The following is a 22,877-nucleotide window of genomic DNA, read 5'->3' as shown; positions in this document are numbered from 1 at the left end:
TATTTTCAGATAAAAACCCCGGGTTTTCAAAATGTATTTTCACGGTAAAAAAATTTCTTCAGGAAGGAAAAATATTGGATAATTACCTGATTCTAATTATTGATGATGATCAGACTTACCATGTGATTTTGGAGGGATATCTTAGGGCATCAGGATATGAGGTGATTCATGCAAAAGATGGGTCTCAGGGCCTGAAGATTATGGAAACTCAGAAACCCGACCTGGTTTTACTTGATATTCAGATGCCGGTGATGGACGGATTTAAGACGCTTGAGCTGATCAGGAAAAAGAAAGCCTTCAGAGATATTCCTGTTTTCTTACTGACTTCCCTGGTTCGTGAAACATTAAAGATAAAAGGTTTGGAACTGGGAGCGGATGATTATATCACCAAGCCTTTCAACCGGGAGGAGGTTCTTGCCCGGATAAAAGCCGCACTTCGCCGCGTGACGCGTGACAGCCGGTCAAAAGGAGTGATGGAAGGAAACCTTTCTGATCTCGGCCTTTCCGACCTTCTGCAAAGTATGGAACTCGGATCAAAAACCGCCAGTATTTTTATGAAAGAAATTGACGGAGATATTTTTATTGAAAACGGCTCTCTGGTGCATGTCCGTCAGGGAAATTTCACAGGAGAACAGGCTCTGATTCGTATTTTTTTACTTGAACAGGGAGCTTTTTCCGTAAGGTTCGGCGAACTGCCCCCGGATATAGCCGGAAAAGGAGCAAAGCCGCTCATGTCTGTTCTGATGGGCGTTCTGGCCGAGGTGGATGAAACCGAGGATATTATCAGCCGTATGGGCGTGGAAAATCAGCTGATAAAAATAGATGATAATATTTCGGATTTTCCTGCCCTGGAAAAATTCAAAGCGATTTCTCCCATATCTTTTATCAATCTGCTGGTGCTGATGGAAGGAGAAGTTAAAAACAATCTTAAAATCCTGATTATGGCCTCGAAAAAAGGAAAGCTTAAAATCGTGAGGTAGCTGCGACCGCTGGCTGCTGACCGGAACCGGGAAAAGGGAGTCTCAAAATGGGAAAAATTATTACGGTTGCATGTCATAAGGGAGGTGTTGGTAAAACAACAACCGCATTGAATCTCGGATTCAGCCTGAGCCGATTTGGTCAGAAGGTTCTGCTGATAGATTCGGACCCCCAGGGGGCAATGGCTATTGCCAGCAACTTGAAAAAACGGACAACTCTGGGATTGGTGAATCTCCTGAAAAATGATGCTTTGCCCGAGGATGTTGTTGTTTATACCAAAGATAATTTAATGGCTATCGCGGGGAACGGTATTACTGAACCTGAGGATGTCTTCTTTTTTGAAAGAGAAGCCAGAAAGGGGAATCTTGGAAAAATAATCCGTTCCATTGCCAAGGCATATGACTATGTTTTCATAGATTCTCCGGCCGGCATCGGCAATATTGTCACAGCATTGCTCGGTATAAGCAGCAGCATTCTCATGCCCATACATTGCCGGACCATCGCTGTCAGAACGCTTCCTTCCTTTCTCAGACTGACACAGAAAATCAGGGAAAAACTTAACCCTGACCTTTACATAGAAGGAGTGATCATCACAATGATTGATCCGCAGGACTCTGAGTTCTGCGAAGAACTCAGAAACGCTGTTCCGCCATCAGTGCTGTTTCAAACGGTGATCCCTTTTGATGAGTCTTTTGAAACCGCCAGTGTCAAAGCAGCGCCTGTGGCACTGATTCCCGGCGGAGAATCTGCCGCACGCGCATATATGAATCTGGCAATGGAGCTGAAGACGAGAGAACTGAGCGGCCGAAAAAAAGATATAAGTGACAAGGATGTCGAAGGACTCTTCTGAGCGTATCCGATATCAGATATCTGATCTGTTTTTTTTTTCCCCGGTCAGTTCTTTTACCGCTCTAAGCATTTCAAAAGGATTTAAAGGTTTTTTAAATGTCCGCAACGCGCCAAGTTTTCTGGCCGCGTCTAAGAATGCCTCTGCCTCGCCCATAAGCCCTCCGGATATGCTGATAATCTTAATATTCGGGAAATCACGCCTGAGTTCTATAATGGTTTCTATGCCTTCCTTTTCCGGCATAATAAGATCCAGTATAACAAGATCCGCAGGTTTCTGACGATAAAGTTTTATGGTTATTTTGCCGTCCGATGCCTCTGTTACTCTGTAGCCTCCGTCCTCTAACACGGACCGGAGAAGCCTTCTTATCAAAGGATCGTCGTCTGCAACGATTATATGTTTCATCTCGGATTATCCTTTCAACGTAGCAATCACACAGTCAGGCAGATCAGGTTGAATAAAGAAATCAGATAGTTTTGTGGTCAGTCACTGGCATCAGTTTTAACATGGCAGAATATTATAGTAAGCAGGAGGGAATTTCAACAGAAAAATAGCAGACAGTTCAACAGTTGGAAGATTTAACATTGTCATGGCACAAAAATTGCCTGAAAGATAATAGCAGGTCGAAAATCACCAGTGGCTGTCAGGCGATTTTCAAGAATAAACGGTGGTGTTCCAAAACTGAACTTGATCTGATATTTGCCAGATTGATTCAACAGGTTAAAAAGTTTTAGTTCGGTTTTAGAACACTACCGAATAAACATACCAGGGCATGTTTTGGAAAAAGGCTGAAACAGATTAACAGGAGAAAAGAATAGCAGCTCACCGCATTAAACATGAGGGGTGGGAGAAATTCGGAAAATCCGAAAGCATGAAGGACAGTTTTTCAGATTGTCCGAAAAAATAATTTGAAAAATTGTTTTACATCCGAACAGCCCGTCATAATCAGTGCGGTCGGACAATAGTTCATTTAATGCTTGAAAAATAGCCTGATATGATTTAAAATTCGGATACGACGTGTTCGCGAGCGGGACGCTTATGCTGTAATATACGGCTCCTGCGGGACTCGGAAACATGAAACATATCCTTCTGCAAATATCTCGTCGCGGGAAGCGGAATTAAAAAACTAATCAATGAGACAACGTGTTAGAATATGCCATGAAAAAGATAGAAGAAGTTACCTTACTCTACGAAATCAGCAAAGCACTCAACGAACACCTGGAACTGAAGAAATCTTTATACAAAGTTTTGGATATTCTGTCTAATTCAATGGGCATGGTGCGCGGCACTGTCACCATCCTGCACCCTCTGCGGGATGAAATTGTCATAGAAGTGGCCCATGGCCTTTCCAGAACCGCCATTGAAAACGTGAAATACAAATTGGGAGAGGGAATCACTGGCAAAGTCATTGAAACCGGAGTGCCTGTGGCTATCCCTAAAATCAGTGAGGAACCTTTGTTTCTTGACCGGACACATTCCCGAAAAATAAAAATTGATCATCAGGAAATGTCCTTTATATGTGTCCCTGTGAAAAAGAGCAATCAGGTCATCGGAGCGTTAAGTGTTGACAAGCCCTTTGACGAATCCTACCCGCTGAAACAAGGGAAGAAACTTCTGTCAGTGGTGGCGACCATGCTTGCCCGGCATGTGATTAATTTGGAAACCATTCGTCTGGAAAAAGAGCAATTAAGAGAAGAGAACAAAAGGCTCCGGAATGAGCTGGAAAACAAATACCGCATCACCAATATCATCGGAAACAGCAACAAAATGCGGGAAGTCTTTCAGATGATCACCCAAGTTTCCAAAAGCAACGCCACTGTCCTGATTCGGGGCGAAAGCGGCACAGGTAAGGAGCTTGTCGCCAATTCCATACATTATAACAGTCTCAGAGTAAAAAACACTTTTGTCAAGCTGAACTGTGCGGCAATTCCTTCCAATCTGATTGAAAGCGAGCTGTTCGGGCATGAAAAAGGCTCGTTTACCGGGGCTGTCAGACAGAAATTAGGGCGGTTTGAGCTGGCGCATAAGGGAACACTTTTTCTTGACGAAATCGGCTCGATCAGCCCGGATGTGCAAGTTCGTCTTCTCCGTGTGCTACAGGAAAAAGAATTTGAGCGTGTGGGAGGACATAAGACAATTAAAACAGATGTCCGGATCATTGCCGCGACCAATAAAAATCTGGAGAAGGCAGTTGATGACGAAACATTCAGGGGAGATTTGTATTATCGTCTGAATGTTTTTCCTATCTATATGCCTCCGTTGCGAGAACGAAAGACAGACATTCTCCTGCTGGCCGACCATTTTCTTGAAAAATACGCCAAGGAAAATCTTAAAGATATCCGGCGATTTTCCACGCCTGCCATTGATATGCTCATGGATTACCATTGGCCCGGAAATGTGAGAGAGCTTGAAAACTGCATTGAGCGCGCCGTGCTTTTGTGCGAAGAGGGGGTGATTAACAGTTATCATCTTCCGCCCACATTGCAAACCGGCACTGAATCCGACACGCTGCCCAGCCGGTCACTTGATGAAGCCCTGGGGAATCTGGAAAAAGAAATGCTCATTGATGCGTTAAAAAATACGCGGGGAAATATCACTCAGGCTTCCCGGCTGCTTAAAACAACGGTAAGAAAATTTGCCTACAAGTCAAAAAAGTACGGCATAGAATATCATTATTACCGATGATCTGCATGGATGATTGATAAGCAGGGACTTTGGTGGATTATGCCATAGAGAATCCTCGCTTATCACTGATCCATGCAAATAACGCAGGAGATAACCAAGAAATTTTCAGGAATAAAAAATCCTTGGTTATCACCAATCCATGCAGATTTTTTACGATATTTTATCCATTCCTCCCATATACGGCCTTAACGCTTCAGGGATAATCACAGATCCGTCCGCCTGCTGATAATTTTCAAGGATTGCCGCGAAGGTCCGCCCCACGGCAAGACCTGACCCGTTTAATGTATGAATCAGTTCTGTGCCTTTTTTCCCTTTTCTCTTAAAGCGGATATTCGCCCGTCTGGCCTGAAAGTCTTCAAAATTGCTGCACGATGAAATTTCCCTGTAAACGCCCTGGGCCGGCATCCAGACTTCAATATCGTATGTCTTTGCCGCGGAAAATCCCAAGTCACCTGTGCAAAGCGCAATGACCTGATAAGGAATTTCAAGGCGTTTTAAAATGGTTTCCGCATTATCCAAAAGGCTTTCAAGCTCATCATAAGAGGTTTCCGGTTTGACAAACTTGACCAGTTCCACCTTGTTGAACTGGTGCTGTCGGATCAGTCCCCTGGTATCCTTTCCGTAAGACCCGGCTTCGGAACGGAAACACGGCGTATAAGCTGTATAATAAAGCGGCAGAGACGCTTCATCCAGAATTTCCCCCTGATGGATGTTGGTCACAGGAACTTCCGCGGTGGGAATCAGGAAATAATCCCAGTTTTCCAATTTAAAGAGGTCTTCTTCAAATTTGGGCAACTGGCCCGTGCCAGTCATGGTCTGGCGATTTACCATAAAAGGCGGCAGGGTCTCTTTGTAACCATGTTCTGCGGTGTGAATATCGAGCATAAAATTGATCAAAGCCCGCTCCAGTCTTGCCCCTGCTCCCAGATACAGCGGGAACCGTGCGCCAGTAATTTTGGCAGCCCTGTCAAAATCAAGTATGCCGAGGTTTTCTCCCAGGTCCCAGTGCGCTTTGGGTTCAAAGTCAGTAACCGGTCTTTTGCCGACCTGTTTTATCATGGGATTATCTGTTTCATTTTTTCCCACAGGAACCGACGAATGGGGGATATTTGGCAGTCCCATAAGAATTTTACTGATGATTTCTTCATGTTCTGACAAAATTTTGTCCAGTTCCTTAATTTTACCTGAAACTTCACGCATTTCAAGCACAAGGCTTTCAGCGTCTTCCCCTTTTTTTTTCATTTTTGCAATGTCTTCGGAAACCACATTCCGGCGGTGCCTTAAATCTTCAATCTCCTGTAATATTTCCCTGCGTTTGGCATCACAGGTCTTGAATGTTTCCAGATCGGCTGTATCTCCTCGCGTTGAAAGCGATTTCTGAACCTCTGACAAATTTTGTCTCACAAACTTGATTTCCAGCATAATCATCCCTATATTCAAAGAATAATAATTATCTTGGTATAAATCACCGTAAATTACGCATCCGGTATCTGAGTACATGCTAAAATATAATTTTGACACTCCTTCGGGTGTAAGCTAAAATATAATTTTAGCAAGCTTTTCTACAACCTGTGTCGTATTTATGGCGATCAGTAACTTAGTTGGTTTGCCACCATTGATCCAATATCAGGCAGAATGCCGGAATCCGTATCATAGACAGGCTGTTTAGTCAATGATTATTATAAGTTGACTCTAGTCGAAATTCGTATGCTTATATCAAACATACTTGCCTTGGAGAGGATATATGGAGGAAATTAAAGAAAGAAAACGTGAATTACGTGATAACATCACCAAAATGCTGAACGAACTTTCCGACAGCGAGCGATCCGCTAAAATAAGAAGATTGGAAGACCGGCTTTTTGACTTTGCTAATTTTCTGGAATCAAAAATTCCGTTGCTTTATGTAAATTTCGGCGCTGAGGTGAACACGCGGGGAATATTGAAAAGATGCCTTGCTTACAATAAAATTGTCGTTCTTCCTGCCTTTAATTCCACAGAAAAATATAAAATAAAACTGATGAAAGTTGATAATCTTGGTGAGGACATGAAACTGGGTTCAAAAGGTATTCTGGAACCAGATGAAAGCAGATGTAAAAAAGTACCTATTGAACGTGTTGACATCGCAATTATTCCAGGAGTTGCATTTGACGAAAAAGGATCACGCCTCGGATCAGGGGACGGATATTATGACAAGCTTATCCCGAAACTGTCAGCCACCACGCGAAAGGTCGGACTTGCCTTTGAGAGTCAGATCGTTCAGCAGGTACCAATGCAGTCTCATGATAGGCATGTTGACATTATTATTACAGATAAACGGATAATTTATAAAATTTAAATTGGGAGATTGGGAACCGGGGATTTGTGACTTGGGATTGAGGATTGGTCCGTACTCTGATTTCAAATCACAAATTCCAAATCACAAATCACAAATTCACGGATTTAATACTTTTTCCAGTTTGTTGAGATTTGCCCCTTCCCCTACCGTGATGACTGTATCTCCGGCATTAAGCCTGGTGTCAAATGAAGGATTAAACAGCATACTGCCATCAGGTTTTTTTATTGCAATGATAATCAGATTGTAATTTTGTCGGATACCTGAATCTTTCAACATCACATCTGCCAGTTCAGAGGAAGCAGTGACAGGTATCTCTTCCATCTGGATATCTTTATGCTTGTAAGCAAGGGCGAGGTCCAGAAAATTTGTCACTGTGGGACGAAGTATTCTCTGAGCCATGCTCAGTGCGCCCATCTCATATGGTGATTCCACTTTGTTTGCTCCGGCCGCCCGTAGTTTAGACTTTGCTTCCTGGCTCCCTGCCCGTGCCATGATATAAATATCCGGGTTCAGTTGTCTTGCCGTCAGGACAAGATAGACATTATCAATATCCGTAGCCAGAACAGCAACCAGGCATTTGGCGCGTTTTATATGTGCATTGATCAGATTTGTTTCATCCGCGGCATCTCCGGCGATATAAAGAATCTTATCTTCATCCATCACGGGAACCAGTTTTCTGTTTTTTTCGATAACCACCAGATCAAAAGACTTGCCTTTTTTTAATTTACTGCAAAGGACCCGACCAATGCGCCCATATCCGCATATAATGTAATGATCTTTCAACCGTCTGATTTTTCTGTCCAATCTTTTTCTCCCCAGAATAGCTCTGATCTGTCCCTCCACCATAAACTGTACGGCCAGCCCCGCGACATAGACACAGAAACCGCCTCCGATGAAGATAAGAAACATGGTATAGATCCGCCCGAGTCTGCTCACTTCATGAACTTCGCCATATCCCACAGTGGCAAGGGTAATAACCGTCATATAAACAGAATCGAAAATATCCCAGCCCTCGATTATCATGTACCCGAGAGTGCCGCATACAGCAATGAATATTGATAAAAAGCCTGATATAATGAGATGTCTTGTATTGTCCACGTGTCCCTGCGATACAACGCTTTTATTAATAAATATGGCATCCTTCACAAAAGCTGAAAAGTGATTTGCACTTTTTCCGAACTGCAAAATTATTTTACAGCAAAGAGTGAACTGCTAAGGGAACTCGAAATAAATAATATGCCCGATACAAAAAATGTAGGGTGGGTGGAGCGAAGCGCAACCCACCGCACAAGGCGGGTATTTTATTTTTGGGGAAATCCCTAAATGAAGGATGCCATAAATATATTGTTCAAATAACAGTCATCACCCCGCGATCACAACAAAACATGAAATATTCATATTTTTTCCTAACACTTAACACCTAACACCTGACACTTTCATATATTGTCTGATTTAACAAAAATCAATTTAATTTTCAAGCGTTAAATTCTTGACGTAAAACAGTTCATTTGATAAAAAACGTGAATTATGGAAAAAGAATTTATGAAATATGACCGCCAGCGTGATGAAATGGTCAGAAAGCAAATTCAGGCGCGCGGAATAACAGATGCGAAGGTCCTCGCGGCCATGCGGAAGGTCCCGCGGCATCTTTTCGTGAATGAGGCGTTGATTGATCAGGCTTATGGTGATTATCCCCTTCCCATCGGAGAACAGCAGACCATTTCACAGCCTTATATCGTGGCGGAAATGACCCAGGCATTGCAACTGAATGAAGAAGACCGGGTGCTTGAAATCGGAACAGGATCAGGATATCAGGCTGCAATTCTTGCTGAAATTGTCTTCCGGGTTTACACTGTCGAGCGGATACATACACTTTTCACCAAAACACGCAAACTGTTTGACATGCTTCGCTATCACAATATCGTGACCCGGTATTCTGACGGCACTTTCGGATGGAAAGACGAAAGCCCTTTTGACGCCATTATTGTCACGGCCGGCTCGCCTGACATACCTGCTCCTCTGATCAGCCAGTTAGCTGTGGGAGGGCGGATGATCATACCTGTCGGAAATCAGTATTCACAGGAATTGGTTAAAATATATAAAGACCAAAAAGGGATTCATATAACAAAGCTTGGCGGATGCAGGTTTGTAAAACTTGTGGGCGAACACGGATGGAAAGAATCATAGGTGACGGATAAAGGAGGATAATGAGAGGATTAAAAAATTTTCTGATTCTGTACTTTAAAGGAATCGCAATGGGTTGCGCTGATGCTGTCCCCGGTGTGTCCGGCGGTACAATTGCTTTTATTTCAGGGATATATGAAGTGCTTGTAAATTCTCTCCGTTCATTTGACAGGAAAGCGGTTCGTTTATTGTTTCAATACGATATAAAAGGCTTTTGGAACCATGTGAACGGTATTTTTCTGCTTGTCTTACTCTCCGGCATAGGCACGGCCATTCTTTCACTCTCAAGGCTGATCCTGTATTGTCTGAAATACTATCCTGAAATGCTCTGGGCATTTTTTTTCGGTCTGGTGGTGGCATCCGCTATTGTGGTAAGTAAAAAAATAGAACAATGGAACGGGCCTGTCATTATCAGCGGATTGCTGGGCATATTGTTCGGATATTACATTACAGTGGCAACGCCTGCTGAAACTTCGGCCACATTATGGTTTGTTTTTATTTCGGGGATGATTGCCATTTGCGCCATGATCCTGCCCGGTATTTCAGGGAGTTTTATTCTGGTGCTGCTGGGGATGTATGAATATGTACTGAGCGCACTGAAAGAGTTTAATCTGCTGGTGATCATTATTTTTTCAAGCGGCGCTGCAATAGGGATTTTGTCATTTTCGCATTTGCTGAACTGGACGCTCAGGCGTTTTCATAATATCACCATTGCCGCGCTGACCGGCATCATGGTCGGCTCCCTCAACAAGGTGTGGCCCTGGAAAAAGGTCATTGAAACTTACACCACCCACAAAGGCGAAATAAAACCGCTGATCGAACAAAATATCTTGCCCACTGCTTATTTTGACATAACAGGGAAAGAACCGTATCTGATTTACGCTGTGGCACTGGGAATTATCGGCTTTGCGGTGGTGTATTACCTTGAGAAAATGTCCCCTGAAAATTCCTTCAAAGCATGAGACGCTGATTGTCCGAACCCTGATCAATTACTCTTCGAATCCATAGACCTGCCTCGGACCCAGATATTCCGGCAACCTGTCTGTAAGCGCGCGACGGACAAGATAGCAGAAACGGCATTCATCAACATATCCTGCCTCAGGTTCCAAATCATATTGCCTCGCCAACAGGGCGGAGCCGCCTTTGGTCAGCGGACCGCATATCGGATGGCGAGCCAGCATCGTATTCAAGCACCAGTTCAGAAAGCGGACGTTGCCACATGTTGCCCATGCTCAGGCCCTGGCACAAGTGTATATGACCATAACAGTCCAAATGTACTACACCACTTCGTAAATACATTACCCCCTTTACAGAACACAACAGGCTGATTTTATAAGAACTGGCAAACGCATTAAAGGGGGTGACAAACTTTCAAAGTGGTGTAGTACGTTTGCACGTTTTCTGACCAGTGGAACAATGTTGCGAATTGTTCTGAAAATGTGAGCGGACAAATGGGAAATATATATAATCGGTTAAGGAACTGACTGAAGCTTTTTCATATTAAATTTGAAGCACATTAAAAAAAAGCTTGACATAATTTTTTTTTACCGTTATTTAAATCAAACGTTTGTTTGGGAATAGACAGATATCAGATACAGACTCTCTGACGGATGCGACACTGAGATAATTTTTTTTATTTTTGAATCAAACGAACGTTTGTTTTAAGGAGGGGGAATGGCAAAACCAAAGAATCTGGAAAGAGCCGAGGAAATAAAGCAGGTGGTGGCGCGTCTGTTCGCGGACAAAGGTTATCATGCCACCTCGATGCGGGAAGTCGCCAGAGAACTGGGCATGAATCAGGCATCCCTTTATCATTATTTTAAAAGCAAGGAAGATATTCTTTACACGCTGATGAATGATGCCATGGACAAGGGACTGCCTGTCCTGAATGACATCTGCACATCCGATATTTCAGCAGAGGAGAAACTGAGCAGAATTCTAGCGTTTTATACCCGGTATTACGCGGGGGATCAGGAGAGTCTGACGCTCCTGGTCAGCGAGATGCACTCCCTGAGCGAACGTCATTATGTGCTCCTCCGCGAAAGACAAAGGGAATATGTGTTTCTGATCAAGTCCATCCTGGATGAACTCGCGACCGATCATAAAATGAAGGATATTGATCCGACTGTGGCGACTTTCGCATTTTTCGGCATGGTCCACTACACTGTTAAATGGTACAACAAAGACGGAAGAATAATGCCGGATGATCTGGCTAATTTTTTTGTGGAAATTTTTACAAGGGGGATTTTGAAATCATGATACCTTTTCGCGTGTCTTATTGGCATATCCAGCCCGTTTGGATATTTTACCTGCTGGCAATAGCAACGCTGACAGTCCTCGGACTCGGCATCGCCATTCATGTATCTGTGTGGAGAAAGGGCATTAAGCGGCAATCCGTCTCGTTCTCCCTGAAGGATATCTTCAAGGTTATCAAAGAAGGTATCTTGGGAACTCGTATTTTTAAAGGAGATGTTGCCGCGGGAACGATGCATGGCCTTATTATATGGGGGTTTTTAATACTCTTTGTGGGAACACTTGCCCTGTCTGCTGATTACTGGATGTTTCCCTTTCTGCATGGTTCTTTTTATCTGTTGTATTCGTTTTGTCTGGAACTCGCCGGTCTGATGCTCATTACCGGTCTTATATGGGCATTGATCCGTCGCTATGTCCAGCGTGTGCCGCGTCTGGAAAGACGGTTTGAGGACCTTCTGGTTCCGGTATGGCTCCTGGCCGTTGCAATTTCAGGCTATCTGGCAGAAGGCTCCCGCCTTGGTGCCCAGTCCCCGGAATGGGCAGGCTGGTCATTTGTGGGATACGGACTGAGCCATCTGTGGAGTGGTCAGAAAGAGGCGATGTCTGCCTATCCCTGGTTCTGGTGGCTTCATGCATTGCTGAGTATGGGATTCATCGCGTATATTCCTTTTTCCAAACTTTTTCACATACTGGCCGCGCCTGTGAGTATTTACCTGGAAAACCAGCCGCTTCAGATCATACCGGTGGAATCAAGGGAAGAAGAAGTCTTTTCCTACCGGGAAGCCATTTTTTTTGACGCATGTACCCGATGCGGTCGCTGCGTGGAGGTCTGCCCCTCTGCCGGAGCAGGAGAACCATTTACGCCCAGAGATTTTATTGCATGGGCCAAACAAGGGCTTCTGACAGATTATCATCTTTTAAACAGCGTTGACAGATTCAAAAATTGGATGGAACAAAGAGGAACCGAAAACGGACAGTTTGACGCGTCCAAAATATGGCATTGCACCACCTGCCGGGCATGCCTCGAAGTCTGTCCGGTGTATGTTGCCACTCCGGACGCCATCCGAAGCGCGAGGTCAAAAGTCGTGGAACAGGGAACCGAGATGCCTGACCTGCTGGCCCGGTCCCTGAAAAATGTTTATAAATATCACAATCCCTGGGAAGCCACCAAAAAGAAACGGGCCAAATGGGCTTCGGATTTGGACATCCCGAACCTGACCAAAGAAGCGGATGGGAATCGTCTGTGTTATTTCGTGGGCTGCACCACTTCCATGGAACTTCGCGCCCAGGCATTGGCTCAGTCTTTTGTGAAGATACTGAATCATGCGGAGGTTCCTTTTGGTACCTTGGGAAAAAAGGAACCCTGTTGCGGAGATATTGCACGCCGTGCCGGAGAGGACGGGCTTTTTGAAATGAAAATGGAGGATTGCAGCGACCTTTTCCAAAGTTGCGGGATTCAGGACGTGGTGACCTCTTCTCCTCATTGCTTTCACACATTCCGAAACGAATATCCGCCTTACATGACACTGAGAGAGCCGGATGAGCAGGTGTCATTCCGGGTGCGCCACTATACAGAGGTGCTGGCCGAACTCCTGGGCAAAGGATCGCTGAAATTTGAGAATTCCCTGGGATTGAAAGTCACCTATCATGACCCCTGTTATCTGGGGCGGTACAACCGGATCTTTGACGCTCCCAGGGAAGTCATCCGGGCGATTCCCGGAGTGAAGCTTCTGGAAATGACGCACCACAGGGAGAACAGTCTCTGTTGCGGCGGCGGCGGCGACCGGATGTGGCAGGAGGAAATGGACGGAGACCCCAAAATGTCCGAGATTCGGATGCAGGAGGCAGCAGCCACGGGCGCGGATGTGGTGATTACCGCATGTCCCCTCTGTCTGATCATGCTGGAAGACGCACTCAAGACATCAGGGTTGGAGAATAAATTGCGGATCATGGATTTGAACGAACTGGTTGCCATGGCCCTGGAGCTTAAATAACGAAACTGATTTTTTTAAAAAATTCGTTTCTTACCAAATTGACAGAACCGATCTGATTGCGAAATATTGAAAATTGGGAGGCAATTATGAACATTGTGGTTTGTGTAAAACAGGTTCCCGAAGTAAGTGACGCGGATCTTGAAATCAACAGGAAAGGCAGTGACATTGACCGGGAGGACCTGGAATTTGAGATCAACGAATGGGACAACTACGCGGTCGAGGAAGCCGTCCGTCTCAAAGAGGCCCATGGCGGCCATGTGACAGTGATAACCCTGGGGGATGAGGATTGTGAGGATGTGCTGAGACAGTCCCTCGCTATGGGGGCTGATGAAGCGATTCTTATTGATGAGGACGGATTTGAGATGTCAGATGCCGCGGGAATCGCAAAGGGGCTTCACGGCGTTGTAAAAGACCTTTCTTTTGATATTCTCCTCACAGGTGTCCAAAGTTCAGATAACAGCTGGGGCCAGGTGGGACTTATCCTTGCAGAACTTCTGGGACTGCCGTACGCGTCTCTGGTTGTGGGCATTGAAATGGGAGATGGCAAGGCAACGGTGTTCAGAGAACTGGAATCCGACACCCAGGAAAAAGTTGAGCTTCCGCTGCCTGCGGCAATGACAGTTCAGACGGGCATCAATACTCCCCGATACGTCTCCATTCTGGGCATCAAAAAGGTTCGTAAGATTAAGATTAAAGAAACCGACGCGGACGAACTGAACCTGTCTGAAGATGAGATTGGCGCGGAAGGGTCCTGCGTCACGTCCCGGAAACTGGTGATTCCCTCAATAGGTGGGGCCGCGGAAATGCTCACAGGTAGTCTTGATGATATCTGTAACAAGGCTGCCCAGATTATTCAGGACAAAGGAGGGCTGGTCTAAATGGAAAACATTTTCGTTATAGCGGAACATCGGCAGGGGGAGATTCGGGACATCACCTTTGAAATGCTGAATCTCGGAAACAGTCTGGCAAAAGAAAACGATATGACCGTGACCTCGGTGCTTCTCGGGAAGGACACCGGAGATATACAGGAAAAATTACAAAAAGCATCTGACCGTGTGCTTGTCATGGACGCGCCCGAACTGGCGGACTACAATGCGGATTATTATCTTGCCGCATTGGAGGGAATCATTAAGGAGAAAACCCCCCGTCTGGTTCTGATCGGACATACATCAGCCGGGATGGACCTTGCCCCGCCTCTTTCCGTGCGAACTGGCGCACCCCTGGCAACAGACTGTATGGATGTCCGGCTCACAGGGGATACGCTTGAAGCGACCCGGCAGGTTTTCGGCGGTAAGATCAACGCGGAACTGTCGCTCAAGCCTTCGGCAACTTACATGGTCACTGTCAGACCCGGATGCTTTCCAGATGCAGGGGATTTGGGAAAATCCGCGGAAACAGATACCATTCCCGTGCCAGAGTGGACCAACCTGAGAGGAAGGCATTTTCTGGAATATCTGACCTCTGAAACAGAAGATGTGGACATCGCGGCCGCGGATATTCTGGTATCCGTAGGACGGGGGATCGGAAAGCCGGAAAACATTCCGATGGTTGAGGAGTTCGCGACAGCCATCGGTGCGACGGTTTCCTGTTCCCGGCCTGTGGCTGACAAAGAATGGCTTCCCAAAAGCCGTCAGGTAGGGGTTTCCGGAAAAACTGTAAAGCCTAAGATATATATTGCCCTGGGTATCAGCGGCGCGTTTCAGCATCAGGCCGGAATGAAGAATGCCGACACCATCATTGCTGTGAACACAGACGCGGCAGCGCCTATTTTCAGCGTGGCTCATTACGGCATTGTGGGCGATCTGCTCCAGGTGATTCCCGTACTCACGGAGAAGTTCAAAAACGCTTAATCGTTCATCAGAGCGGAGTTTTTTTCAAACAATGATTTATTTTTCAATTTGCAAACTTTCAATCGGAGACTGTCTATGAGTTTCAAACTGACCAAAGAACAAAGGGATATCAAAAAGGCCGCACGAAAATTCGCAGAAGGAGAGTTTCCTGACCGGGCTTTGGAATTTGACCGCCAGGAAACATTTGACCTTGACCTTTGGCGCAAAGCCTGTGAATTCGGTTTTGTGGGGGTCTTTATAGATGAGGAATATGGCGGCGCGGGCATGGGATTTTTCGAGCATTCCCTCATAACCGAGGAATTCTGGGCAGCAGACCCGGGCATCGGACAGGCCATTATGTCCGCCAGCTTCGGTGCGGAGCTTTTGCTGCTCTTTGGATCAGAAGAACAGAAACAGGCCATCCTTCCTGATCTGGTGGAAGGAAAAGCCATGATCGGCACAGCCATCACAGAACCCAATGCCGGATCTGATCCGGCCAGTGCCACCACCAAGGCTGTCAGAGACGGTGACAGCTGGGTGATTAACGGCAACAAGATGTTTATCACAAACGGAAGCACTGCCAAAAATCTGGTGGTCTTCTGTCAGACCGATCCGGAGAATTCCTCCCGTCATAAACAACACAGTTTTATTCTGGTCCCCACAGAGGCTCCCGGATTGGAGGCAGATAAAATCCACGGTAAAATGGGGATACGGGCATCGGACACTTCTGAAATTTCTCTGAGCAACGTCCGGGTTCCCCTGGAGAACCTTGTAGGCAAGGAAGGCAAGGGGTTTTCCCAGCTCATGGAATTTTTTAACAGAACCCGCCCCCATGTCTGCGCTCAGGGTGTGGGACTTGCCCAGGCCGCGTTGGAGGAATCCATCCGTCATGTAAAGGAAAGATATCAGTTCGGCAAGCCCCTGGCCTCGTTTCAGAGCATTCAGTTCAAGATCGCCGAGATGGCCACGCTGGTCAGAGCTGCCCGGAATCTCTATTATGAAGCAGCCTGGACCGTGGACAAGGGAAAACCGGATCATGCCCTGATCGCCATGGCAAAATGGTACGCAGGGGAGATTGCTGTGCGATGCGCGGATGAGGCGGTTCAGATGCACGGCGGCTACGGCTTTATAGACGAAACCAAGGTCAATCGGCTTTATCGGGCGGCCAAGGTTCTGGAAATCTATGAGGGAACCAAAGAGATGGAAAAAACCATTATCTCACGCTCCCTGCTTCAATCTTAAATGAAACTTGAAACTTGAAACTTGAAACTCGAAACTCGAAACTTGAAACTCGGAACAGTGTTAAGTACCTAACCATAAGTTTTCGATACTTGCCCGGGGGAAGAAACCCGGCTTTTTTCCCGGAATGATTCACCGACTCTGAAGGAAAAAGCCGGGTTTCTCCGCCGTTCACAGGAAATAAGATATATAAAAAACTTTTGATCTGGTACTTACATATGCACACAAGAGAAAATCCGCGTCACTTCCGGATTTCCAGTTTCCAGTTTCCAGTTTCCAGTTTCGATTTACATAGGAGAGAGTTATGAATATTTCCCAGCATATCGTACAGGCAGCAAAATTTTTTCCAGATAAGACTGCTATTGTTTTTGAAGGCAAAAATATCCGATACGCCGACCTGAACAGCCGTGTCAGCCGATTGGCCAATGCGTTTAAAGCAAATGGCGTGCAACAAGGAGACCGGGTATCCCTTTATCTGCCCAACATCCCCGAATTTGTGATATGTTATCTCGCAGCGGTAAAAATTGGGGCAATCGCTGTTTCAGTCAATCCCATGCTCAAAGCCGCAGAACTCGAATATGTTGTCAATGATTCCGGTTCCGTGGTGCTTTGCACAGTTGGCGAGCTGCTGCCCAATGTCTCACGGGACAGCTATACAAATCTGAAGCATGTGCTGGTGTGCGAAGGCGATGCCCAGGGCAATCCCACATTGGAAGACTGGATCGCCAAGGGTTCTGAGCAGATTGTAACTGTGAATATGAACCCGGAAGATTCCGCAGTGCTGCTCTATACCTCCGGTACCACAGGCGCACCAAAGGGAGCCACCCTCACCCACGGAAACGTTATTTCCAACTCGTGGTCGGCAGCGCACCACTCCAAGTTCGGATTGGATGATTCCACAGCGTTGTTTCTGCCCATTTTCCACGTTTTTGGACAGAACTATGTGATGAACGCGACCTTTATGTCCTGTGCAACTCTTGCGTTATACCGCCGGTTTGTACCGGACGAAGTGCTTACTTCCATCGCAAAAAACCATGTTTCCATGTTTTTTGCTGTGCCGACCATCTATATTTCATTGCTGAATATGGATCTTTCCCCATATGATCTTTCTTCGATCCGCTATGAATTCTCCGCTGCCAGCACCTTGCCTCAGGAAATCTGGTCACGCTGGAAAGAACGCTTTGGCCGCCCCATATATGAAGGATATGGCCTGACCGAGTCTTCGCCGTTTGCCTGTTATAATCATGATTTCCGCCATAAATTCGGCAGTGTAGGCACACCTGTGGAAAATGTTGAGGTCTGTATTCTTGATGAAAATGACAAGGAAGTTCCTCTGGGAACATGGGGAGAAATCTGTATCAAAGGTCCCGGAGTAATGAAAGGTTACTGGAACAGGCCCGAAGAAACCGAAAAAGCCCTGCGAAACGGCTGGCTCCACTCCGGTGACACCGGCACAATGGATGATGAGGGATATGTTTTTATTGTGGACCGGGTCAAAGACATGATCAATGTGTCAGGTTTCAAGGTATGGCCGGCCGAAGTTGAGCAGCATCTCTACCGTCATCCTGCGATAAAAGAACTGGCTGTTTACGGCGTGCCCCATCCCGAAAAAGGAGAAATTGTCCGGGCAGCAGTTGTGCCTAAGGAAGGGGAGCAGGTGACTGATAATGATATCATTGCATTCTGCCGCGAAAACATGGCTGTTTACAAAGCGCCTGCCGCGGTTGATTTTGTAGATGAGTTGCCCAAAAGTGCCACCGGAAAAATCCTCAAGCGGGTGCTGAGGGATCAGGCATTGGAAAGTTAAGCGGATTCTGAATAATATTTTGTTGTGAAAAATGAAACTACTGTCCGACCAAATAAGTTCTGACAGGTGAGCCGGATGTCAGACCTCCGAGGTTTTCAAAACCTCGGAGGTCTTCATCCCTCAAAATTTATTTGGTCGTACACCACAGGGATGAATATTAATAAAAAATAAAATAATTTCAAAAAGATATTCTTATAGTTTTCAGGGGGCGCATTCCCATTTTCCCGGTATCTTATGCAACCAACTGATTTAACTGATTTGATCTTAAAACGATTATAAAATTGAATCGTTATAAATCAGATACTTACAGTGATGACCAGGAAAATGGGAATGCGCTCTTTTCAGGTATACCTGTCAAACTGCCTCCTGTATTTTCTGTTTATCTGCTCCTTAAACTGATGGATTTTACTGTTCTGTCTTTTTATAGTCCTTCTCTTCACCCTGCTTCAAATCTGACAACAATTACAAAGAAATCAGATAAGAAAAAAATTCTGATTCTTATATGATTTTCAAAACGTTTCATAATATCTGAAAAGCAATTCTTTATTTTTCTGAATCGTAGCACAATGTTGCAAATTGTTTCGGATAATTTGCAAAATCGTACAGACTTTATGTCCGGAGTGACAAACTTGAGGTTTGGCAGAAATGTCCGGTCTCCGGGCATCAAAAATATTGCCAGACTGCAAGTTTGGCACTCCGGACTGAGAGACATTTTCTTTAAATCTATAGTTTTGTTCTTTTGTCTATAAAAAAACCTGATTATAACGAATTTAGGGGAGGGCCGGCAAAGCCCCGTGGGGGCGGCATGTTTGTAGCATCCGTCATGCCGGGCCGCCCTTACGGGGCTTGGCAGGGGGCCTGCAAACCTGCTGCTACAAATATGCCGCCCTTACAGGGCTTGGTTTTACCCCCCTTTTGGTCATGATCAAAAAGGCTTGAATTTTTGTATTGCATATGCAATATATTTGTTTACACAAATAAAATAGCCTCAGGTTTCTGTTACTCAAAAATAAAAATTAATGGGAGCCACGGAAATCAGAGTTCGCCGGGTAACAAACAAACCGAAACTGGCCGGAGGAACAGTGTCAATGAACAAAGGAACTGATGAAGCTCGTACCCTTAATTGGTATGCAGGCCTGATACTGATAGCCATGGCCGCTACCGTATGCAACGCTGTTCTTGTATATCACTGCATCATGTCCGGAAACCTTGTTCTTGTTCAGAATTTCTCTCCCTCCCAGCTGACCAATGAAGCTTACTCAAAACCTTTCACTGTTCAGGACACAGATGATATCATCAAAATAAGTGTCAGCACTTCCCTGAATAACGCCTGGATGGCCCTGGATGTGGCTGTTGTCCGGAGCGATGACAAAGTCATTCATGTTTATGACAGTGATCTTTCGTATTATCATGGCGTGGAAGGTGGCGAAAGCTGGAGTGAGGGCAGCCGGAGAGATTCAGCATATGTCAGAATTCCCCAGCCAGGGAATTATCGGCTTCTTGTCCATGCTGTCAGTGCCGGAGGAAACATAAGCGATGCTGCAACGTCGTCTCACGGAGCAGAAATTCAGGTGAAATCAGGGGCGGTGACACCATCCTTTTCTATTTTTGCCTTTATTTTTTCGTGTATAATTCTTTTGATTAGCTTTATCGCTTACTCTGAATGGAGAAAAAAAATGCTGAAAACTGACAGTTGATAACTTCGGCATATCAGGAGTAAACTTCAATGAAAATCATTGCAATAATCCTTCTGCTCAGTATTTCAGGCTGTTCGCTCATGGCCGTGCTTGGTAAAATCGGAGCCGAAGATATCGAACACCCCGCGGGCCTCAGTCTGAGGCAAAAAAGTCTCAGAACCGGAGGCATAGGTTTTTTTTCTTATTACCACACCCGCTCTCATTATGGCGGGGGTCTTCGCGGCGGAAAGTAATTGAGAATTGAGAAGAAAGTAATTGAGAATTGAGAATTGAAAATTGAGAATTGGGAGGAAAAATGTTCACACAAACGCATATTGTCCAACTGATACTGACGCTCGTTTATGTTGTGCTGGGGCTGATCATATTCGGTCTGGGCTATCTGATTTTTGAAAAACTCACGCCGTTCTCTGTCCGTAAAGAAATTGAGGAGGATCAGAACATTGCCCTGGCGATTATCATCGGATCCGTGGTCATCGCTTTAGCCATTATCATTGCCTCAGCCATCACATAATAAGATGATAAAAACACAGCAGGGAATATCCCGGGGAGGCCGGATTCTGCTTTTATGTTCGGTGTTTGTTGTCGCTGCCTGTGGTCTGGTCTATGAACTGGTTGCCGGAGCTGTATCCAGTTATCTCATGGGTGATGCGGTCACACAGTTTTCGCTGGTGATCGGGGTTTTCCTGTGTGCCATGGGGGCGGGGTCCTTTCTGGCCAAATTCATCACCCGGGAACTCCTTAAAATCTTTATTGAGATCGAGATATGGATCGCGCTCCTCGGGGGATGCAGTTCTATTGCCATGTTTGCAATGAGCGCTTTCGCGGACGCTCTCTTTCCGATATTTTTCTATTCCCTTTGCGCACTTCTGGGAATACTCATTGGTATTGAAATCCCTCTGCTGATAAGAATATTACAAGAAAACCAGGATTTCTCAGAATCCGTCAGTCATGTGCTGGCCCTGGACTACGCGGGCGCGTTGGCAGGCTCCTTCGCGTTTCCGCTGCTGGCGCTTCCTTTTCTGGGACTGAGCCGGGCCTCGGTGGTGTTCGGACTCCTGAATCTCGCAGTCGCGGGCGGAGGAGCCAGACTTCTCTCCGGTCCCGGACGCGGGGTCATCATACGTCTTATACTGACAGGGGTTCTCCTTTTCTCAGCTCTGTTCTTTTCCACACGCCTGGTCGGATTTATGGAGGATATGCTGTATCAGGACAGCATTGTTTACACAAAAACAACGCGTTATCAGCGCATTGTTCTGACCCGGTGGCGGGATGACATCCGTTTGTATCTGAACGGTCATATTCAGTTCTGTTCAATTGACGAAGCGCGATACCATGAGGCTCTCGTGATTCCGGTCATGGAAGCCAGCCCGAATCCGCAAAACATCCTGATTCTGGGCGGCGGCGACGGCATGGCCGCAAGGGAAGTCCTGAAATATGACACGGTAAAGCATGTTGTTCTGGCTGATATTGACCCTGCCATAACCGAGCTTGCCAGAAACCGCCCCGAGTTTGTGGCGATGAACAAGGGGGCACTCAATTCTCCCAAAGTCTCTGTTGTCAACACAGATGCCATGAAATTCTTGGAAAATACACGGGGTTTTTTCGATGTGATCATCACAGATCTTCCTGACCCCAATTCAGAATCGCTGTCCAAGCTTTATTCCAAATCTTTTTATGCCCTCTGCGTCCGCTGCCTTTCACAGGAAGGACTTTTGGTCACTCAGGCAACCTCCCCTTTTTTTGCCCCGGACGCGTTCTGGTGTATTGTGAAAACAATCAGGGAATCTGTATCCGGCCATCCGATTGTTTCAGAAATCTTTACCGCACCCTATCATGTCAATGTGCCCTCATTTGGAGAGTGGGGCTTTGTTCTTGCCGGAAAGCGGAAAATTATTCTGAAAACACTCTCCCCCTCAGTTCCCACCCGGTTTTTAAATTCGGAAACGCTTTATGCCATGTTCAGCTTTTCCAGAGATATGCAACCGTCCGAAGATATACAAATCAACCGCATGGATCATCCGGTTTTGTATAATTATTATAAAAGCGGCTGGAAAAAGTTTAACAAATGATCTGCTGCTGATTATGCAAAAAACCGCTTCGCTCTATTTTTGCACTCCGGAAAAAAAATTATGCAAAAAATCGCTTCGCTCTATTTTTGCACTCCGGGAAAAAAATTATGCAAAAAACCGCTTCGCTCTATTTTTGCACTCCGGAAAAAAAATTATGCAAAAAACCGCTTCGCTCTATTTTTGCACTCCGGAAAAAAATTATGCAAAAAATCGCTTCGCTCTATTTTTGCACTCCGGAAAAAAAATTATGCAAAAAATCGCTTCGCTCTATTTTTGCACTCCGGAAAAAAAATTATGCAAAAAATCGCTTCGCTCTATTTTTGCACTCCGGAAAAAATTTTTGCCCTATGAAATTATCGGGTCAGTTATTGTTATAAAAGAAATAATTATATGATTTATTTAATTAAAACAACTTCTGAAATTCTGTTGACTTTTATTTTGAATCAGTTTAGTTTTATATCTTAAATTCGATAATTAAATGTTCTGATCCGGTCCGGCCGAAAAATTTGTCATTTTGCTCGACGACCCGACTGAGCCCGCCGAAGTCTGAACTCACACCGAAGCCCGCGAAAGCAGGAATGACAGAAAAAAAACTTTATGATCGAGTTAAAAAAAGTGGACAGGTCCGCACGTTTTGATATTTTAAGCTAACACTTTGTAATTTAAATAAAATAAACAGAACACCACGCCCTGACCAAAAAACGTTGATAATTAAGCAGATAACTCGTTAATTTTATTAAAACATAAAAATTTACAGACTTATCCGCGAGAAATTATAAAACTGACTTTTAACCGCGAACAACATGAAATCATATTCACTCTGTTTTTTTTGTGTGGTTCGTGGTTAACATTTTGTTCTTCAACACCATTCTGAAATGAAGGACCTCATGGAACTTCATATGAGAAATATAATTAATGAGTAAAAATCCACACTCCCTCCCAAACTGGAATAACAGCGAA

At 45.3% G+C, this 22,877-nt stretch carries 22 protein-coding genes; 18 read left to right on the top strand and 4 right to left on the bottom strand.

What is annotated here, in order from left to right:
• The first annotated feature begins 74 nt into the window (after positions 1-74).
• Positions 75-980: a response regulator gene (locus tag dnm_RS18790; RefSeq protein WP_207678444.1), complete on the top strand. Its 906-nt coding sequence runs from the start codon at positions 75-77 to the stop codon at positions 978-980.
• Positions 981-1,027: 47 nt separating this feature from the next.
• The gene (locus dnm_RS18785) at positions 1,028-1,828 is read left to right on the top strand and encodes a ParA family protein (RefSeq protein ID WP_207678443.1); all 801 of its coding nucleotides are present in this window, start codon (positions 1,028-1,030) and stop codon (positions 1,826-1,828) included.
• A gap of 12 nt (positions 1,829-1,840) precedes the next feature.
• Here dnm_RS18785 and dnm_RS18780 read toward each other — a convergent pair whose 3' ends face one another.
• Positions 1,841-2,230 carry a response regulator gene (locus dnm_RS18780; RefSeq protein ID WP_207678442.1) on the bottom strand — a complete coding sequence of 130 codons (390 nt, stop codon included), beginning with the start codon at positions 2,228-2,230 and terminating at the stop codon, positions 1,841-1,843.
• A gap of 753 nt (positions 2,231-2,983) precedes the next feature.
• Here dnm_RS18780 and dnm_RS18775 point away from each other — a divergent pair.
• Complete coding sequence (locus dnm_RS18775; RefSeq protein WP_207678441.1) at positions 2,984-4,510, top strand: sigma 54-interacting transcriptional regulator; 1,527 nt, start codon at positions 2,984-2,986, stop codon at positions 4,508-4,510.
• Positions 4,511-4,660: 150 nt separating this feature from the next.
• Here dnm_RS18775 and serS read toward each other — a convergent pair whose 3' ends face one another.
• Complete coding sequence (gene serS, locus dnm_RS18770) at positions 4,661-5,932, bottom strand: serine--tRNA ligase (protein ID WP_207678440.1); 1,272 nt, start codon at positions 5,930-5,932, stop codon at positions 4,661-4,663.
• Positions 5,933-6,254: 322 nt separating this feature from the next.
• On the opposite strand from serS, the gene dnm_RS18765 reads away from it, so the two are divergent.
• A complete protein-coding gene (locus dnm_RS18765; RefSeq protein ID WP_207678439.1) occupies positions 6,255-6,845 on the top strand; it encodes a 5-formyltetrahydrofolate cyclo-ligase in 591 nt (196 codons plus the stop codon).
• A 96-nt stretch (positions 6,846-6,941) separates the two neighbouring features.
• On the opposite strand, the gene dnm_RS18760 is transcribed toward dnm_RS18765, so the two are convergent.
• A complete protein-coding gene (locus tag dnm_RS18760) occupies positions 6,942-7,943 on the bottom strand; it encodes a potassium channel family protein (RefSeq protein ID WP_207678438.1) in 1,002 nt (333 codons plus the stop codon).
• A 429-nt stretch (positions 7,944-8,372) separates the two neighbouring features.
• On the opposite strand from dnm_RS18760, the gene dnm_RS18755 reads away from it, so the two are divergent.
• Together dnm_RS18755 and dnm_RS18750 are read left to right on the top strand one after the other, a co-directional pair.
• On the top strand, positions 8,373-9,032 hold the full coding sequence (locus tag dnm_RS18755; protein WP_207678437.1) for a protein-L-isoaspartate(D-aspartate) O-methyltransferase: 660 nt from the start codon (positions 8,373-8,375) through the stop codon (positions 9,030-9,032).
• A gap of 20 nt (positions 9,033-9,052) precedes the next feature.
• Positions 9,053-9,991 (top strand): polyprenyl-phosphate transporter, encoded by a 939-nt coding sequence (locus dnm_RS18750; protein WP_207678436.1) that lies wholly within the window; start codon positions 9,053-9,055, stop codon positions 9,989-9,991.
• Positions 9,992-10,018: 27 nt separating this feature from the next.
• On the opposite strand, the gene dnm_RS18745 is transcribed toward dnm_RS18750, so the two are convergent.
• Complete coding sequence (locus dnm_RS18745) at positions 10,019-10,219, bottom strand: hypothetical protein (protein ID WP_207678435.1); 201 nt, start codon at positions 10,217-10,219, stop codon at positions 10,019-10,021.
• Positions 10,220-10,703: 484 nt separating this feature from the next.
• Here dnm_RS18745 and dnm_RS18740 point away from each other — a divergent pair, with 484 nt between their 5' ends.
• From dnm_RS18740 to dnm_RS18685, 12 genes are all read left to right on the top strand, one after another.
• Entirely contained in the window at positions 10,704-11,288 is a 585-nt protein-coding gene (locus dnm_RS18740) for a TetR/AcrR family transcriptional regulator (protein WP_207678434.1), read from the top strand.
• Positions 11,285-13,276: a heterodisulfide reductase-related iron-sulfur binding cluster gene (locus tag dnm_RS18735; RefSeq protein ID WP_207678433.1), complete on the top strand. Its 1,992-nt coding sequence runs from the start codon at positions 11,285-11,287 to the stop codon at positions 13,274-13,276. The genes dnm_RS18740 and dnm_RS18735 overlap by 4 nt, the downstream gene beginning before the upstream one ends.
• A gap of 86 nt (positions 13,277-13,362) precedes the next feature.
• Positions 13,363-14,154 (top strand): electron transfer flavoprotein subunit beta/FixA family protein, encoded by a 792-nt coding sequence (locus dnm_RS18730; RefSeq protein ID WP_207678432.1) that lies wholly within the window; start codon positions 13,363-13,365, stop codon positions 14,152-14,154.
• Complete coding sequence (locus tag dnm_RS18725) at positions 14,155-15,126, top strand: electron transfer flavoprotein subunit alpha/FixB family protein (RefSeq protein WP_207678431.1); 972 nt, start codon at positions 14,155-14,157, stop codon at positions 15,124-15,126.
• 75 nt (positions 15,127-15,201) lie between these two features.
• Positions 15,202-16,347: an acyl-CoA dehydrogenase family protein gene (locus dnm_RS18720; RefSeq protein WP_207678430.1), complete on the top strand. Its 1,146-nt coding sequence runs from the start codon at positions 15,202-15,204 to the stop codon at positions 16,345-16,347.
• Between the two features lie 301 nt (positions 16,348-16,648).
• A complete protein-coding gene (locus dnm_RS18715) occupies positions 16,649-18,151 on the top strand; it encodes a class I adenylate-forming enzyme family protein (protein ID WP_207678429.1) in 1,503 nt (500 codons plus the stop codon).
• Positions 18,152-18,432: 281 nt separating this feature from the next.
• Positions 18,433-18,657 (top strand): hypothetical protein, encoded by a 225-nt coding sequence (locus dnm_RS18710; protein ID WP_207678428.1) that lies wholly within the window; start codon positions 18,433-18,435, stop codon positions 18,655-18,657.
• A 582-nt stretch (positions 18,658-19,239) separates the two neighbouring features.
• Positions 19,240-19,848, top strand: a complete 609-nt coding sequence (locus tag dnm_RS18705) for a hypothetical protein (protein WP_207678427.1) — start codon at positions 19,240-19,242, stop codon at positions 19,846-19,848.
• Between the two features lie 29 nt (positions 19,849-19,877).
• Entirely contained in the window at positions 19,878-20,081 is a 204-nt protein-coding gene (locus dnm_RS18700) for a hypothetical protein (protein WP_207678426.1), read from the top strand.
• Positions 20,082-20,143: 62 nt separating this feature from the next.
• Positions 20,144-20,359 carry a DUF350 domain-containing protein gene (locus dnm_RS18695; RefSeq protein WP_207678425.1) on the top strand — a complete coding sequence of 72 codons (216 nt, stop codon included), beginning with the start codon at positions 20,144-20,146 and terminating at the stop codon, positions 20,357-20,359.
• A gap of 4 nt (positions 20,360-20,363) precedes the next feature.
• Positions 20,364-21,917, top strand: a complete 1,554-nt coding sequence (locus tag dnm_RS18690) for a polyamine aminopropyltransferase (protein WP_207678424.1) — start codon at positions 20,364-20,366, stop codon at positions 21,915-21,917.
• 13 nt (positions 21,918-21,930) lie between these two features.
• Positions 21,931-22,311, top strand: coding sequence for a hypothetical protein (locus tag dnm_RS18685; RefSeq protein ID WP_207678423.1), 381 nt, complete (start codon positions 21,931-21,933; stop codon positions 22,309-22,311).
• The last annotated feature ends 566 nt before the right edge of the window (positions 22,312-22,877 follow it).

It is taken from the genome of Desulfonema magnum (genome assembly GCF_017377395.1).
Taxonomy (GTDB): Bacteria; Desulfobacterota; Desulfobacteria; order Desulfobacterales; family 4be13; genus Desulfonema_C; species Desulfonema_C magnum.
The sequence above is the reverse complement of the archived record's forward strand: the minus strand, read 5'-3'. Positions and strand labels throughout refer to the sequence as shown.